The following is a 12,962-nucleotide window of genomic DNA, read 5'->3' as shown; positions in this document are numbered from 1 at the left end:
TGCGGCCCCCTACGATCGGCCTCTGCATACCTGCTGGGGGCGCGTGATGAGCAGCGACTACGAGACCGCTGAACGGCTGGCCCGGGGCATACCGCTCCGGGAAGCACTGGACACCTCGTCGGCCGAAGCCTGGACGGCCCTCGATCTCGGGGTACGGATCCTCTCGTACGAGGCGCCCGGGCTGCTCCCGTCGCACGACTGGGCCGACGGCCGGAGACTGCGCTGGAGCTGGGACGCTCCGCTGCCCTCGGTGAATTGGTCCAGGACACCTCCGGACGAGCCGTTGCTCGCCGTCGCGCTGTGCCATCCGGACGGCCGGATCCGGAAGGCGGCACTCGAGTGGGTCCCCCGCTCGCCGGCTCTGCGCCCGCTGCTGGTCGTGCGCTGCGCGGACTGGGCCGGCCCGGTGCGCGACCGGGCTCGGGCACTGTTCTCGGAGATTCCCGGCCGGGAGCTGCCGCCGCTGACCGCGCTGGCGCTGCGGCTGTCCAGGCGTGAGCAGGGTGACTTCGCCCGCGAACGGCTGGACCGTGCGTTGCGCGAAGGGCCCGCCGAGGACGTCGTGGCGCTGCTCACCGGCGAGGACCGGGCCACACGCCGGTTCGTGTACCGCATCGCGGTCGATCGCGGTCTCCTCGCCCCGGCGACGCTGGCCCGCACCGCAGCCGCCGCCTCGGACGATGTGCGCATCCAGACGCTGTGTGCGGAGGCCGCGATCGCCGGGGTGCGGGACGGGGCGTACGACGAGGTGCTGGGCTCGCTGCTGTCCGCGCGGACGCCCCGGGTACGGGCCGCCGGTGTCACCGCGCTGCGGCGGGCCGGGCGGCAGGGCGAGGCCGCGGCGTTCCTCGCCGACCGGTCCGGGGTCGTACGGGCCTGTGCCCGCTATGTACTGCGGCAGGGCGGCATCGATCCGCTCCCCCTCTACCGGTCGATGTGCGCCGACCCGGCCGCCTGCCCCGCGGCCCCGGCCGGGCTCGGCGAGTGCGGCACCAGGGAGGACGCCCCGGCATTGTGGTCCCTGGTGACGCACCCTGTGCCCGCAGTCCGCGTCCACGCCGTCACCGGCCTGCGCGCGCTCGACGCGGTGCGGCACGAACAGCTGCTGCCCCTCCTCGACGATCCGTCACCCGCCGTCGTCCGGGCGGTGACGCAGGCTCTGCTGCCGGACGCCGACCGCATACCGCACGAGTGGCTGCTCGTCAGGACCGGGGCGGACCGGCCGCGTGCGCTGCGTGTGGCGGCGGAGCGGCTGCTGCGAGCCCACGTCCGCGCGACGGTCCGGCAGCGGCGTCCCACCGGCTGAAATGCCCCTGCCGGACGCCGCATCGGCGCCGATAATCGCCTCATGGGAAAGACGTACGCACGTATCGACGGACGGCTCAGGACCTTCATCGAGGAGCAGCACATCTTCTTCACCGCGACCGCCCCACTGGGCGGTGACGGCACGGTCAATCTCTCCCCGAAAGGTGTCAGCGGCTCCTTCGTGGTCCTCGACGAGCGGACCGTCGCCTATCTGGACTTCGCCGGGAGCAACGCGGAGACCGTGGCCCATCTCCGTGAGAACGGTCGCATCACCCTGATGTGGTGTGCCTTCCAGGGGCCGCCGAACATCGTGCGGGTGCACGGCCGCGGCGAGCCGGTCTTCCGTGACGATCCGCGGTTCCCGGGGCTGCTCGGCCGTTTTCCCGTCGACCCGGCCCCGCACGGGCTGCGCGCGATCATCGTGGTGACGGCCGAGCTGATCCGGGACACCTGCGGATTCGCGGTGCCGTACATGTCCTACGAGGAGGACCGGCCGCTGCACGCCCAGCGCTTCGCGCGCGAGGACGACACCTCGCTCAGCGAGTACTTCGGCAAGAAGGAACACATCGCGACGAGCATCGACGGGCTGCCCGGACTGCCGCTCCCGCTGCCCGTGATGCCCACGGCGGACTGAGCCGCTGGGCCGCACGGAGTACGTGCGGCGGTGGGCCGGCGCCGTCGGGTCTACCGTCCGGTCCATGCGCACATCTCTGGTGACCGGATCGGTTCTGCTCGCCCTCGTGGGTTCGTCGGCAGCCGGCCCCGCCGATACGGCGCCGCTCCCGGAGCGGCTGGCCGACACGGGCGGCGGCTCGCAGCTGATCACGGCCGAGGCACCCGGCACGGGATCCACCACGGGCACCGTCAGCTGGTGGGACCTGCAGTCGGGGAAGTGGGTACGGGCCGGGTCCGCACCGGCCCGGTTCGGGGCGAAGGGGCTGACCGAGGGGGACAAGCGGGTCCAGGGCACGAACACCACCCCCACCGGTCTGTACGACCTTCCGTACGCCTTCGGCGTCGAAGCGGCCCCGGCCGGGACCCGCTATCCGTACCGCAGGGCGGGCGACCGGTCGTGGTGGTGCCAGGACGACGCGGCGCGCGCCTACAACCGCTGGGTGGAGCCGCTGCCCGCGGACTGCGGGGCCGACGAGGCCGAGCATCTGGTCGCGTACCCGGAGCAGTACGCCCGCGCACTGGTCATCGGGTTCAACTACGACCGGCCGGTGCGCGGGCGGGGTGCGGGGATCTTCCTGCATGTGAACGGGAGCGGTGCGACCGCCGGCTGTGTCTCCGTACCGGCGCCCTCGATGGACCGGATCCTGGCCTGGGCGGACCCGGACCGCCGTCCGCACATCGCGATCGGGACCCACTCGGGCACGACCGCGATCACCCGCTACTGATCCGTCTCTCCGGGTCGCTCAGCGACCGTTCTGCGCCAGCCGCAGCATGTGGTCGGCGAGCGCCTGACCACCCGCCGGGTCGCGGCTGATCAGCATCAGCGTGTCGTCGCCCGCGATGGTACCGAGGACGTCGTGCAGCTCCGCCTGGTCGATGGCCGAGGCCAGGAACTGGGCCGCGCCCGGAGGCGTACGCAGCACCACGAGGTTGGCCGAGGCCTCCGCCGAGATGAGCAGTTCGGAGGAGAGGCGCCGCATCCGCTCCTCCTTGGCGGACTCGCCGAGGGGTGCCTGCGGGGTGCGGAAGCCGCCCTCGCTCGGCACGGCGTAGATCAGCTCGCCGCCGGTGTTACGGATCTTCACCGCGCCCAGTTCGTCCAGATCGCGGGAGAGCGTCGCCTGGGTGACGCTCAGTCCGTCGTCGGCCAGGAGCTTCGCCAGCTGGCTCTGCGAGCGCACCGGCAGCCGGTTCAGGATGTCCACGATCCGGCGGTGGCGTGCCGTGCGGGTCTGCGGCACGGACGGCCCGCCGAACTCGGATTCCTGCGCCTCGGTCATCGTCGTCGCCTCATTCTCCGGAGCGCTTCTCTCCGGATTGTCCGTCCCCGTGTGCCGCTTCGAGAGCGCCGGGCAGTGCCGCCAGGAACGCGTCCACCTCTGCGTCACCGATGATCAGCGGCGGCATGAGCCGTACGACATCGGGGGCGGGCACGTTCACCAGGAGTCCGGCTCCCTGAGCCGCCTGTTGCACCTGCGGCGCAAGGGGCTCGGTGAGCACGATACCCAGCAACAGACCGGAGCCACGGACGTGGGAGACCAATGGGTGCCCCAGGGCCTCGACACCGTCCCGGATCCTCTCGCCGAGCCGCTTCACCCGGTCCAGGGCGCCGTCGGCGGCGAGCGTGTCCAGAACGGCGAGACCGGCGGCGCAGGCGATCGGGTTGCCGCCGAACGTCGTGCCGTGCTGGCCGGGCTTGAGCAGGTCGGCCGTCGCGCCGAAGGCGACGGTGGCGCCGATCGGCAGGCCGCCGCCGAGCCCCTTGGCGAGGGTGACGATGTCGGGCTCGACGCCCTGGTGGGCCTGGTGCTCGAACCACTGGCCGCACCGGCCGATACCGGTCTGCACCTCGTCGAGGACGAGCAGGGTGCCGGTGGCCCGGGTGATCTCCCGGGCGGCCTCCAGATAGCCCTTGGGCGGGACGACCACGCCGTTCTCGCCCTGGATGGGCTCGATGATCACCAGCGCGGTGTCGGTGGTCACCGCGGCCCGGAGGGCGTCGGCATCGCCGTACGGCACATGTGTGACGTCACCGGGCAGCGGAAGGAAGGGCTCCCGCTTCTTCGGCTGGCCGGTGAGGGCGAGCGCGCCCATCGTCCGGCCGTGGAAGCCGCCGCCGGTGGCGACCATATGGGTCCGCCCGGTGAGCCGGCCGATCTTGAAGGCCGCCTCGTTGGCCTCGGCGCCCGAGTTGGAGAAGTAGACGCGGCCGGTCCGGCCGAAGAGCTGCAGGAGCCGTTCGGCGAGCGCGACGGGAGGTTCGGCGATGAAGAGGTTGGAGACATGGCCCAGCGAGGCGATCTGGGTGGAGACGGCCTCGACGACCGCGGGGTGGGCGTGGCCCAGCGCGTTCACCGCGATGCCGCCGACGAAGTCGAGGTACTCGGTGCCGTCGGCGTCCCACACACGGGCGCCGTCGCCGCGCACCAGGGAGAGCTGCGGGGTGCCGTAGTTGTCCATGAGCGAGCCCTGCCAGCGCTGCGAAAGCTCGGCGTTGGTCATGCTTCCCCCTGTGCGTCGGGTACGTCGGCCGCGTCGGGCACGACCATCGTGCCGATGCCTTCGTCGGTGAAGATTTCCAGCAGGATCGAGTGCTGGACCCGGCCGTCGATGACACGGGCGGTCTCGACGCCGTTGCGTACGGCGTACAGGCAGCCCTGCATCTTCGGGACCATGCCGCTGGACAGCTCCGGCAGCAGCTTCTCCAGCTCGGTCGCGGTGAGCCTGCTGATCACGTCGTCGCTGTTGGGCCAGTCCTCGTAGAGGCCCTCGACGTCGGTGAGGACCATCAGCGTCTCGGCGTTCAGCGCGGCGGCGAGTGCGGCGGCCGCGGTGTCGGCGTTGACGTTGTAGACGTGGTTGTCGTCGGCGGAGCGCGCGATGGAGGAGACGACCGGGATCCGGCCGTCGTCGAGCAGCGCCTGGATGGCCCCGGTGTCGATCGCGGTGATCTCGCCGACCCGGCCGATGTCGACGAGTTCACCGTCGATGGTGGGGCGGTGCCGGGTGGCGGTGATGGTGTGGGCGTCCTCGCCGGTCATGCCGACGGCGAGCGGGCCGTGCTGGTTGAGCAGGCCGACGAGCTCGCGCTGGACCTGTCCGGCCAGCACCATCCGTACGACGTCCATGGCCTCGGGCGTGGTGACGCGCAGCCCGGCCTTGAACTCGCTGACCAGGCCCTGCTTGTCGAGCTGGGCACTGATCTGCGGGCCACCGCCGTGCACGACAACGGGCTTGAGGCCGGCCTGCCGCAGGAAGACGACGTCCTGGGCGAAGGCCGCCTTCAGCTCCTCGTCGATCATGGCGTTGCCGCCGAACTTGATGACGACGGTCTTGCCGTTGTGCCGGGTCAGCCAGGGCAGGGCCTCGATGAGGATCTCCGCCTTCGGGAGTGCGGTGTGTTTCCGCGCCGCACTCATGAGCTGTACGCGCTGTTCTCGTGGACGTAGTCCGCGGTGAGGTCGTTGGCCCAGATGACTGCGGACTCGGATCCGGCGGCCAGGTCGGCGGTGATCTCGACTTCCCGGTAGCGCATGTCGACGAGGTCGCGGTCCTCGCCGACGCCGCCGTTCTTGCAGACCCAGACGCCGTTGATGGCGACATTCAACTGGTCGGGCTCGAAGGCCGCCTTCGTCGTGCCGATCGCGGAGAGGACCCGGCCCCAGTTGGGGTCCTCGCCGTGGATGGCGCACTTGAGGAGGTTGTTACGCGCGATGGAGCGGCCCACCTCGACGGCGTCGTCCTCGGTCGCGGCGTTGATGACCTCGATCCGGATGTCCTTCGAGGCACCCTCGGCGTCACCGATCAGCTGCCGGGCCAGGTCGGCGCAGACGGTCCGTACGGCCTCCGCGAACTCGCCCTGTTCCGGGGTGATACCGCTCGCACCGGAGGCCAGCAGCAGCACGGTGTCGTTGGTCGACATGCAGCCGTCGGAGTCGACCCGGTCGAAGGTGGTGCGGGTGGCGGCGCGGAGCGCGGAGTCGAGACCGGCCGCGTCCACATCGGCGTCGGTGGTGAGGACGACCAGCATGGTGGCAAGTCCCGGCGCGAGCATGCCCGCGCCCTTGGCCATCCCGCCGACGGTCCAGCCCTTGCCGCCCGCGACGGCCGTCTTGTGGACGGTGTCCGTGGTCTTGATCGCGATGGCGGCCTTCTCGCCGCCGTGCTCGCTCAGCGCCGCGGCGGCGGTCTCGATGCCGGGCAGCAGCTTGTCCATCGGAAGCAGCGTGCCGATCAGCCCGGTCGAGGCGACGGCGATCTCACCGGCGCTGTGGCCGACCAGGACCTCGGCGGCCTTCTCGGCGGTGGCGTGGGTGTCCTGGAAGCCCTGCGGACCCGTACAGGCGTTGGCTCCACCGGAGTTGAGAACGACGGCGGTCACTTCGCCGCCCTTGAGGACCTGCTCCGACCAGAGGACGGGGGCGGCCTTCACGCGGTTGGAGGTGAAAACTCCCGCGGCGGCGCGGCGCGGCCCGTTGTTGACCACGAGGGCCAGATCCGGGTTGCCGCTCTCCTTGATCCCCGCGGCGATACCCGCCGCCGAGAACCCCTGTGCTGCCGTGACGCTCACGGTGCCACTCCGATCGTGGAAAGACCAGTGTCCTCGGGAAGTCCGAGGGCGATGTTCATGCTCTGCAGAGCGCCGCCGGCGGTTCCCTTGGCAAGGTTGTCGATGGCGCTGATGACGATGATCCGGCCTGCCGCCTCGTCGTGGGCGACCTGGATCTGTACGGCGTTGGAACCGTAGACGGACGCTGTGGCGGGCCACTCCCCCTCGGGGAGCAGATCGACGAACGGTTCCTCGGCGAACGCCTTCTCGTACGCGGTACGAACCGACTCGGCACTCACACCCGGCTTCGCCTTTGCGCTGCACGTGGCGAGGATGCCGCGGGGCATCGGCGCGAGGGTCGGCGTGAAGGAGACCGTGACCGGCTCACCGGCTGCGGCGCTGAGGTTCTGGACCATCTCCGGGGTGTGCCGGTGGACGCCGCCGACGCCGTACGGGGACATGTTGCCCATCACCTCGGAACCGAGCAGATGCGGCTTGGCCGCCTTGCCCGCTCCGGAGGTACCGGACGCGGCGACGATCACGGCCTCGGGCTCGGCGAGCTGGGCCGCGTACGCCGGGAAGAGCGCGAGGGAGACGGCCGTCGGGTAGCAGCCGGGCACCGCGATCCGCTTGGCCCCGGCCAGCGCGGCGCGGGCACCGGGCAGTTCGGGCAGACCGTAGGGCCAGGTCCCGGCGTGCGGCGACCCGTAGAACTTCTCCCAGTCGGCGGCGTCCGTCAGCCGGAAGTCGGCGCCCATGTCGACGACGAGCACCTCGTCACCGAGCTGCTGCGCGACGGCCGCGGACTGACCGTGCGGCAGGGCGAGAAAGACGACGTCGTGTCCGGCGAGGACCTCGGCGGTGGTCGGCTGCAGCACCCGGTCGGCGAGCGGGCGCAGATGTGGCTGCAGGGCGCCGAGTTTCTGCCCCGCGTTGGTGTTGCCGGTGAGGGCACCGATCTCGACGTCGGGATGAACCAGCAGCAGACGGAGCAGCTCCCCGCCGGCGTATCCGCTTGCTCCTGCTACCGCTGCACGTACCGGCATCGAAATCCTCCTCGTCGATGGCATGACTATACGCATCGCTGCAGTTTTATGCAAAGGCCTGACGAAGAACGGGCCGCGCCGCCGAATCCGACGGTGCCGGTCGGCCCTTCCGGCACGGACGGCGCACCTCTGCAGTTCCGCCGGGTCGTACCCGGTGCCGGCAGCCCGCCCGAGGCACAGGCCGCCGCGCCTGCGCCGGCCGGCCGAGGACGAACCGAAGACCTGCGGGGTGTGGCGTTGCGGAAACCGAGCGCCGCACTCGGCCGCGCAGGTCCGGGTGCGGCGCTCGGTCGCACCCCACCGGCGTCACGCGATCGACGGGTCCGACTCCTCCTCCACCGTCCACGACGGACCTTCGGGCAGCGACCGGGTCGCCTCTCCCATACCGCGCAGCGCGAGGACGACCAGGGTCGCCGCCGCCGAGACGCACAGGAGCCAGTCGAGCAGGGCCGGCAGCCGGTCGGGGCCGATGTAGAGGACGGGGGCGATGAGCAGGGCGGCGAGCAGGGCGCCGCCGAGTATCCGGGTGTGCACAGGTGCGGCGAACTTGGCGGTGCGGGGCAGGCGCCGGACCGCGCGGTCGGACGACGGGGGGCGGGTTTCGGTCAGGTACGGGCGCGCCTCGTCCGGATCCGTGAGCCCCATGAGCACCTCACCGCCGTCGGAGACGAATGCCGCGGGCAGCTCCGCCTCGATCAGCTTCCACCGCTGCGGCCAGCAGAGCCAGCCTTCCTGACCGCCGAGGCGCAGGGCCGCCCGGCCCACCTCCTCGGGGTCGCCGCCGAGCCTGATCGCACGTTCGCCGTCCTGGAGGACGAGCCAGTGGAACTGGGTGACGTCGAGTTCGCCCGGCTTGCCGCCACGCTGGAGGTAGCGCATCCGGACGGGTTCGCCGACCCGGACACGTACGGCGTGGAGCTCGCCCCGCGTGGCGTCGTCCGCCAGTACGCGGAACTTGCTGCGCGCCACGCCCTGGCGGGCCCTGCCGCGAGCGAAGAGGAGGGCTTTCACCGTCACGACGAAGACCAGGATGATCAGCAAACCTGAGAGCACCCCACCCGAACCGGCGGCCAGCCGGGTCAGGACGAGCGGGGTCAGGACGAGAAGGACGGTTCCGGTCGCCCGGCCCACGTCACGGGCGGGCAGCGGGAGCCGGTGCGGCAGCGGCGGCCGCTCTCCCGCGACGGACGGCGCGGCGCCGAGCGGCGGCGCCGTACGGCAGGCGAGCGCCCAGGCTCCAGCGGTGACGGCGGCCGCTCCGAGTGCGCCGACCATGTCCCAGCGCGGGGCGGGCGCGTCGTAGCGCACGAAGACCAGGGACAGGGCTACGGCGGCGCAGACCAGAGCGGTGCTGCCGAGGGCCCGGGTGATGAGGGTGGAACGTCGCATGGGCGTCCTTGACCGGTGACGTGGAGCCGGGGTGGGGCACCGTCTCGCGGGGCTGGGTGTGCACACGCCGGCCGCGTCCGCGGTGGGATACGCGAGGGGGGAGCGGTGGCCGTGCGCGACACATCAGTGTGGACTGTGATCCGGAGCGAGGGCAAAGGGGTGCAGCGCAACCTTTTCTGATTCAGCGTCAGCTCATTCTGCCGCCCGCACCCAGCGGTGTCCCACTCCCGGTCCACCTGGTCGTCCCCGGGCGATCGGGCCCTCGGACCACCCCGTGCGGTGGTGGCCGACAGCCCGGATGTCAGGATGGAACCATGACGACCAAGGTTTTTTTCGACATCACCATCAATGACGAGCCCGCCGGGCGGATCACGTTCAACCTGTTCGACGACGTGGTCCCGAAGACCGCGGAGAACTTCCGCGCGCTGGCGACCGGCGAGAAGGGCTTCGGCTACAAGGGCTCCTCCTTCCACCGGGTCATCCCCGACTTCATGCTCCAGGGCGGCGACTTCACCAGCGGCGACGGCCGCGGCGGCAAGAGCATCTACGGCGAGAAGTTCGCCGACGAGAACTTCAAGCTCACGCACAGCAAGCCCGGCCTGCTCTCGATGGCGAACGCGGGCCCGAACAGCAACGGCTCGCAGTTCTTCATCACCACGATCGTGACGTCGTGGCTGGACGGCAAGCACGTCGTGTTCGGCGAGGTCGACGGCCAGGAGAGCATGGACCTGGTCAAGAAGATCGAGACCTACGGCTCGCAGAGCGGCAAGACCCGGGCGAAGGTCACCATCGCCGACTGCGGCGTTCTCTGACCGTACGAGGGACTCGCGGGCGCACCTGAGGCGCCTGGCCGGGACGGACCACTCCTCCTGGCCCCCTCCGGACGCGACACCGCCCCCCTGGCGCGAACCGCACCCGAGCGCGTCGGACCGGCCACCTGCCGGACCGGCGCGCTCTGCGCGTCTGCGCACGCCCCCTTCCATGCAGTGTCAACCGAAGGTTGACACTGCATGGCTGTCAACCTACGGTTGACGCATGACGAATCCCGTACGCATGACGAACGCGGTCCGGCTCGACGACCTCATCGAGGCCATCAAGAATGTCCACTCCGACGCTCTCGAGCAGCTCTCGGACGCGGTCATCGCCGCCGACCACCTCGGTGACGTGGCCGACCATCTGATCGGCCACTTCGTCGACCAGGCCCGGCGCTCCGGAGCCTCCTGGACGGAGATCGGCAAGAGCATGGGGGTCACCCGGCAGGCGGCCCAGAAGCGCTTCGTCGCCAAGGCCCCCGGCGAACCGTCGGACCTCGACCCCGGTCAGGGGTTCAGCCGGTTCACCCCGCGGGCGCGAAACGTCGTGATGGCCGCACAGAACGAGGCCCGCGCCGCGGGCAACGACGAGATCCTGCCCGAGCATCTGACACTCGGGCTGCTCAGCGAGCCGGACGGGCTCGCCGCGGCATTCATCAAGGCACAGGGCATCGCGGCGGACTCCGTCCGCCAGGCCGCGACCGAGGCGCTGCCACCTGCGGCCGACGAGCTCCCGGAGCTCATCCCGTACGACGCCGGGGCCCGCAAGGTGCTGGAGCTGACGTTCCGGGAGGCCCTGCGGATGGGTCACAACTACGTGGGCACGGAGCACATCCTCCTCGCCCTGCTGGAGCACGAGGACGGCTCGGGCGTGCTGAGCGGACTGGGCATCGACAAGGCGACGGCGGAGACCGGCATCGCCGAGGCCGTCACGCTCGCCGTCGCCCGCGCGCGCCAGGAGGACTGACCCGCCACGCACGGCCGCAATAGAGTGGAAGGGAGCACGGAGGTGCCTCATGCGGAAGGTCACCGACTGCCGGGAGTACCCCAGCGAGACGAAATGCACCCTTACCCTCTCCGGTGAGCCGGAGGAAGTGGTCCGCGCCACCAGTGATCTGGCCGTGTCGGTGCACGGTCACGCGGACGACCAGGAAATCCGGGAGCAGACCGGGGCCGGACTGCGGGACGAGCCCACCCAGCTCGCCTGAACCGCACCCCGCACCAGATACGGACACACGCACTGGAGCTGCGGCACAGTTCCATGTGGCCGACGCCGAGGGGCGGTTGCCCGACACCTGTGAACCGACCTCACGGCCGGGCCGGGGAACCGGCCCGGCCGACGCGTCACAGCGCCTCGTACACCGCCTCGATCAGCGCCATCTTGCGCGGGTCGTCGGCGATGCGCGGGCCCATCCGGTTCATGACGTACCCCAGGGCGACGCCCGCCTCCGGGTCGGCGAGACCGCAGGAGCCGCCCGCACCGTCGTGGCCGAAGGCGCGCGGGTTGGGGCCGTACGAACCCTGTGGGCCGCTCAGCCACAGGCCGAGGGCGATCTCCGTGTCGTGGTCGAAGCCGATGCCGAGCACCAGGTCCCGACAGCTGCCCTGACCCTCGCGGGCGCGCTCGGCGGCCTCCTCGGAGAGGATCCGCCGGTCGCCGAGCCGGCCCCGGCCGGCGAAGATCCCGTACAGCGCGGCGACGGCGCGGGCGGTGCCGTGGCCGTTGGCTGCGGGGATCTCGGCAGCCCGCCACTCGGGTGTGTTGGCCGCGGGCGCGCCGGTGGGCGGGTTGAGCAGCGAAGCGACGGCCACCGGCGCCATCCGGGCGAACAGCGCCGCCTGCTCGCCCGCGGCGGACTTCGGCACGACGAGCTCCGCGACGCGGTCCGCCTCCTTCTCCGGAAGGCCGATGGTGAAGTCGATGCCGAGCGGTCCGGTGACCTCCTGCCGGAGAAACTCGCCCGGCAGCAGTCCGGTGATCCGGCGGATGACCTCACCGACCAGGAAGCCGTACGAGAGCGCGTGGTATCCCGATCGGGTTCCGGGCTCCCACCAGGGCTCGGTCGCCGCCAGCCGGGTGGTGGTCACCTCCCAGTCGTACAGCTCGGCCAGACTGTGCGGCTCGCGCAGCCCGGCCACACCCGAGCGGTGCGAGAGCAGATGGCGTACGAGAACGGCTTCCTTGCCGGCCGCGGCGAATTCCGGCCAGTACGTGGCGACGGGGGCGTCGAAGTCGAGCAGCCCCCGGTCGGCGAGGATGTGGGCGCAGAGCGCGGTCGGGCCCTTGCTGGTGGACCAGACGTTGACCAGGGTCTCCCGTTCCCAGGGACGGGTACGGGCCTCGTCGGCCCAGCCGCCCCAGAGGTCGGCCACGGGTTCCCCGCCGACCAGGACCGTGACGGCCGCACCGAGTTCGTCGCGCTCCCGGAAATTCGCTTCGAATGCGGCGCGCACGCCTGAGAATCGGTCGTCGCAGTGGCCATGGATCTGCGGCACGGTGGCCTCCCTCGCCTGGGCATGCCTGGTGGTGCAGGGTCGATGAGCAACATACCGACTGGTCGGACCGGCGGGAAGATGTCGCGCACCCGCCGGGGCACGGTTCATCGGGTCAGCGGGGGCCCGCTTCGAGGCGCAGGCTCCAGCGGCCCGGCAGTCCGGTGAGCGTGATGGTGGAGAGCGGGCGGACGTCGACGTTCCAGTATGTCGAGGGCGGCGCCCCCAGCGCGTAGACGAGGGCGGCCCGGACGACGGCCGGCTCCGCGACGGCGACGATCGAACCCTCGCAGGCGGGGCGGGTGTCCAGCCAGCCCCCTATCCGTGTGATGAACGCGAGCAGGGGTTCGCCGCCGTGCGGTGCCGAGCGCGGGTCGGCGAGCCAGGCGTCGACCGCGGCCGGTTCGCGGGCCGCCACGTCGGAGAGGGTCAAGCCGCGCCAGCGGCCCATGTCGCAGTCGCGCAGGGCCGGTTGGGCCATCGGGGCGTAGCCGAGCGCCTCCCCGGTGGCGCGGCTGCGTGCCGTCGGTGAGCAGTAGCGCAGTTCGGCGGCGCCCAGAGGCACCAGGGCCTGCGCGGCAAGCTGCACCTCGTGCCAGCCGGCCTGGTCGAGCGGCCGGTCGTCGTCGAAGCGCTCGGCGAGCAGTGAGGAGCTGCGCGCCGCGGCGACGAGCGAGACTCGAACACTCATGG

14 protein-coding genes are annotated in these 12,962 nt (G+C 71.5%); 6 read left to right on the top strand and 8 right to left on the bottom strand.

Annotation, left to right across the window (positions count from 1 at the left end; translation table 11 throughout):
* Positions 1-46 precede the first annotated feature (46 nt).
* The 3 genes from OHA88_RS35840 (at position 47) to OHA88_RS35830 (ending at position 2,705) form a co-directional block, all read left to right on the top strand.
* Positions 47-1,306 carry a hypothetical protein gene (locus OHA88_RS35840; RefSeq protein WP_328628561.1) on the top strand — a complete coding sequence of 420 codons (1,260 nt, stop codon included), beginning with the start codon at positions 47-49 and terminating at the stop codon, positions 1,304-1,306.
* A gap of 42 nt (positions 1,307-1,348) precedes the next feature.
* The gene (locus OHA88_RS35835; RefSeq protein ID WP_328628560.1) at positions 1,349-1,939 is read left to right on the top strand and encodes a pyridoxamine 5'-phosphate oxidase family protein; all 591 of its coding nucleotides are present in this window, start codon (positions 1,349-1,351) and stop codon (positions 1,937-1,939) included.
* Positions 1,940-2,003: 64 nt separating this feature from the next.
* The gene (locus OHA88_RS35830; protein ID WP_328628559.1) at positions 2,004-2,705 is read left to right on the top strand and encodes a L,D-transpeptidase family protein; all 702 of its coding nucleotides are present in this window, start codon (positions 2,004-2,006) and stop codon (positions 2,703-2,705) included.
* 18 nt (positions 2,706-2,723) lie between these two features.
* Here the strand turns inward: OHA88_RS35830 and OHA88_RS35825 are convergent, their stop codons facing one another.
* From OHA88_RS35825 to OHA88_RS35800, 6 genes are all read right to left on the bottom strand, one after another.
* Complete coding sequence (locus OHA88_RS35825; RefSeq protein WP_267006141.1) at positions 2,724-3,260, bottom strand: arginine repressor; 537 nt, start codon at positions 3,258-3,260, stop codon at positions 2,724-2,726.
* Between the two features lie 10 nt (positions 3,261-3,270).
* Positions 3,271-4,482, bottom strand: coding sequence for an acetylornithine transaminase (locus tag OHA88_RS35820; protein WP_328628558.1), 1,212 nt, complete (start codon positions 4,480-4,482; stop codon positions 3,271-3,273).
* Complete coding sequence (gene argB / locus OHA88_RS35815) at positions 4,479-5,399, bottom strand: acetylglutamate kinase (RefSeq protein ID WP_328628557.1); 921 nt, start codon at positions 5,397-5,399, stop codon at positions 4,479-4,481. The genes OHA88_RS35820 and argB overlap by 4 nt, the downstream gene beginning before the upstream one ends.
* A complete protein-coding gene (argJ, locus tag OHA88_RS35810; protein WP_328628556.1) occupies positions 5,396-6,550 on the bottom strand; it encodes a bifunctional glutamate N-acetyltransferase/amino-acid acetyltransferase ArgJ in 1,155 nt (384 codons plus the stop codon). Before argJ ends, argB begins: the two co-directional genes overlap by 4 nt.
* Positions 6,547-7,575: an N-acetyl-gamma-glutamyl-phosphate reductase gene (gene argC, locus OHA88_RS35805; RefSeq protein WP_328628555.1), complete on the bottom strand. Its 1,029-nt coding sequence runs from the start codon at positions 7,573-7,575 to the stop codon at positions 6,547-6,549. The genes argJ and argC overlap by 4 nt, the downstream gene beginning before the upstream one ends.
* 306 nt (positions 7,576-7,881) lie before the next feature.
* The gene (locus tag OHA88_RS35800; RefSeq protein WP_328628554.1) at positions 7,882-8,964 is read right to left on the bottom strand and encodes a hypothetical protein; all 1,083 of its coding nucleotides are present in this window, start codon (positions 8,962-8,964) and stop codon (positions 7,882-7,884) included.
* A 314-nt stretch (positions 8,965-9,278) separates the two neighbouring features.
* On the opposite strand from OHA88_RS35800, the gene OHA88_RS35795 reads away from it, so the two are divergent.
* The 3 genes from OHA88_RS35795 to OHA88_RS35785 all read left to right on the top strand — a co-directional run bounded on the left by OHA88_RS35795 (position 9,279) and on the right by OHA88_RS35785 (position 10,984).
* A complete protein-coding gene (locus OHA88_RS35795; protein WP_328628553.1) occupies positions 9,279-9,776 on the top strand; it encodes a peptidylprolyl isomerase in 498 nt (165 codons plus the stop codon).
* Between the two features lie 223 nt (positions 9,777-9,999).
* Positions 10,000-10,743 (top strand): Clp protease N-terminal domain-containing protein, encoded by a 744-nt coding sequence (locus OHA88_RS35790; RefSeq protein ID WP_328628552.1) that lies wholly within the window; start codon positions 10,000-10,002, stop codon positions 10,741-10,743.
* 49 nt (positions 10,744-10,792) lie between these two features.
* Positions 10,793-10,984: a DUF1059 domain-containing protein gene (locus tag OHA88_RS35785; protein WP_328628551.1), complete on the top strand. Its 192-nt coding sequence runs from the start codon at positions 10,793-10,795 to the stop codon at positions 10,982-10,984.
* Positions 10,985-11,120: 136 nt separating this feature from the next.
* Here OHA88_RS35785 and OHA88_RS35780 read toward each other — a convergent pair whose 3' ends face one another.
* Positions 11,121-12,272: a serine hydrolase domain-containing protein gene (locus tag OHA88_RS35780; RefSeq protein WP_328628550.1), complete on the bottom strand. Its 1,152-nt coding sequence runs from the start codon at positions 12,270-12,272 to the stop codon at positions 11,121-11,123.
* 112 nt (positions 12,273-12,384) lie between these two features.
* On the bottom strand, positions 12,385-12,960 hold the full coding sequence (locus tag OHA88_RS35775) for a histidine phosphatase family protein (RefSeq protein ID WP_326602607.1): 576 nt from the start codon (positions 12,958-12,960) through the stop codon (positions 12,385-12,387).
* Positions 12,961-12,962 lie beyond the last annotated feature (2 nt).

Source organism: Streptomyces sp. NBC_00353 (genome assembly GCF_036108815.1).
Lineage (GTDB): Bacteria > Actinomycetota > Actinomycetes > Streptomycetales > Streptomycetaceae > Streptomyces.
This window is presented reverse-complemented; position numbering and strand designations above follow the sequence as displayed.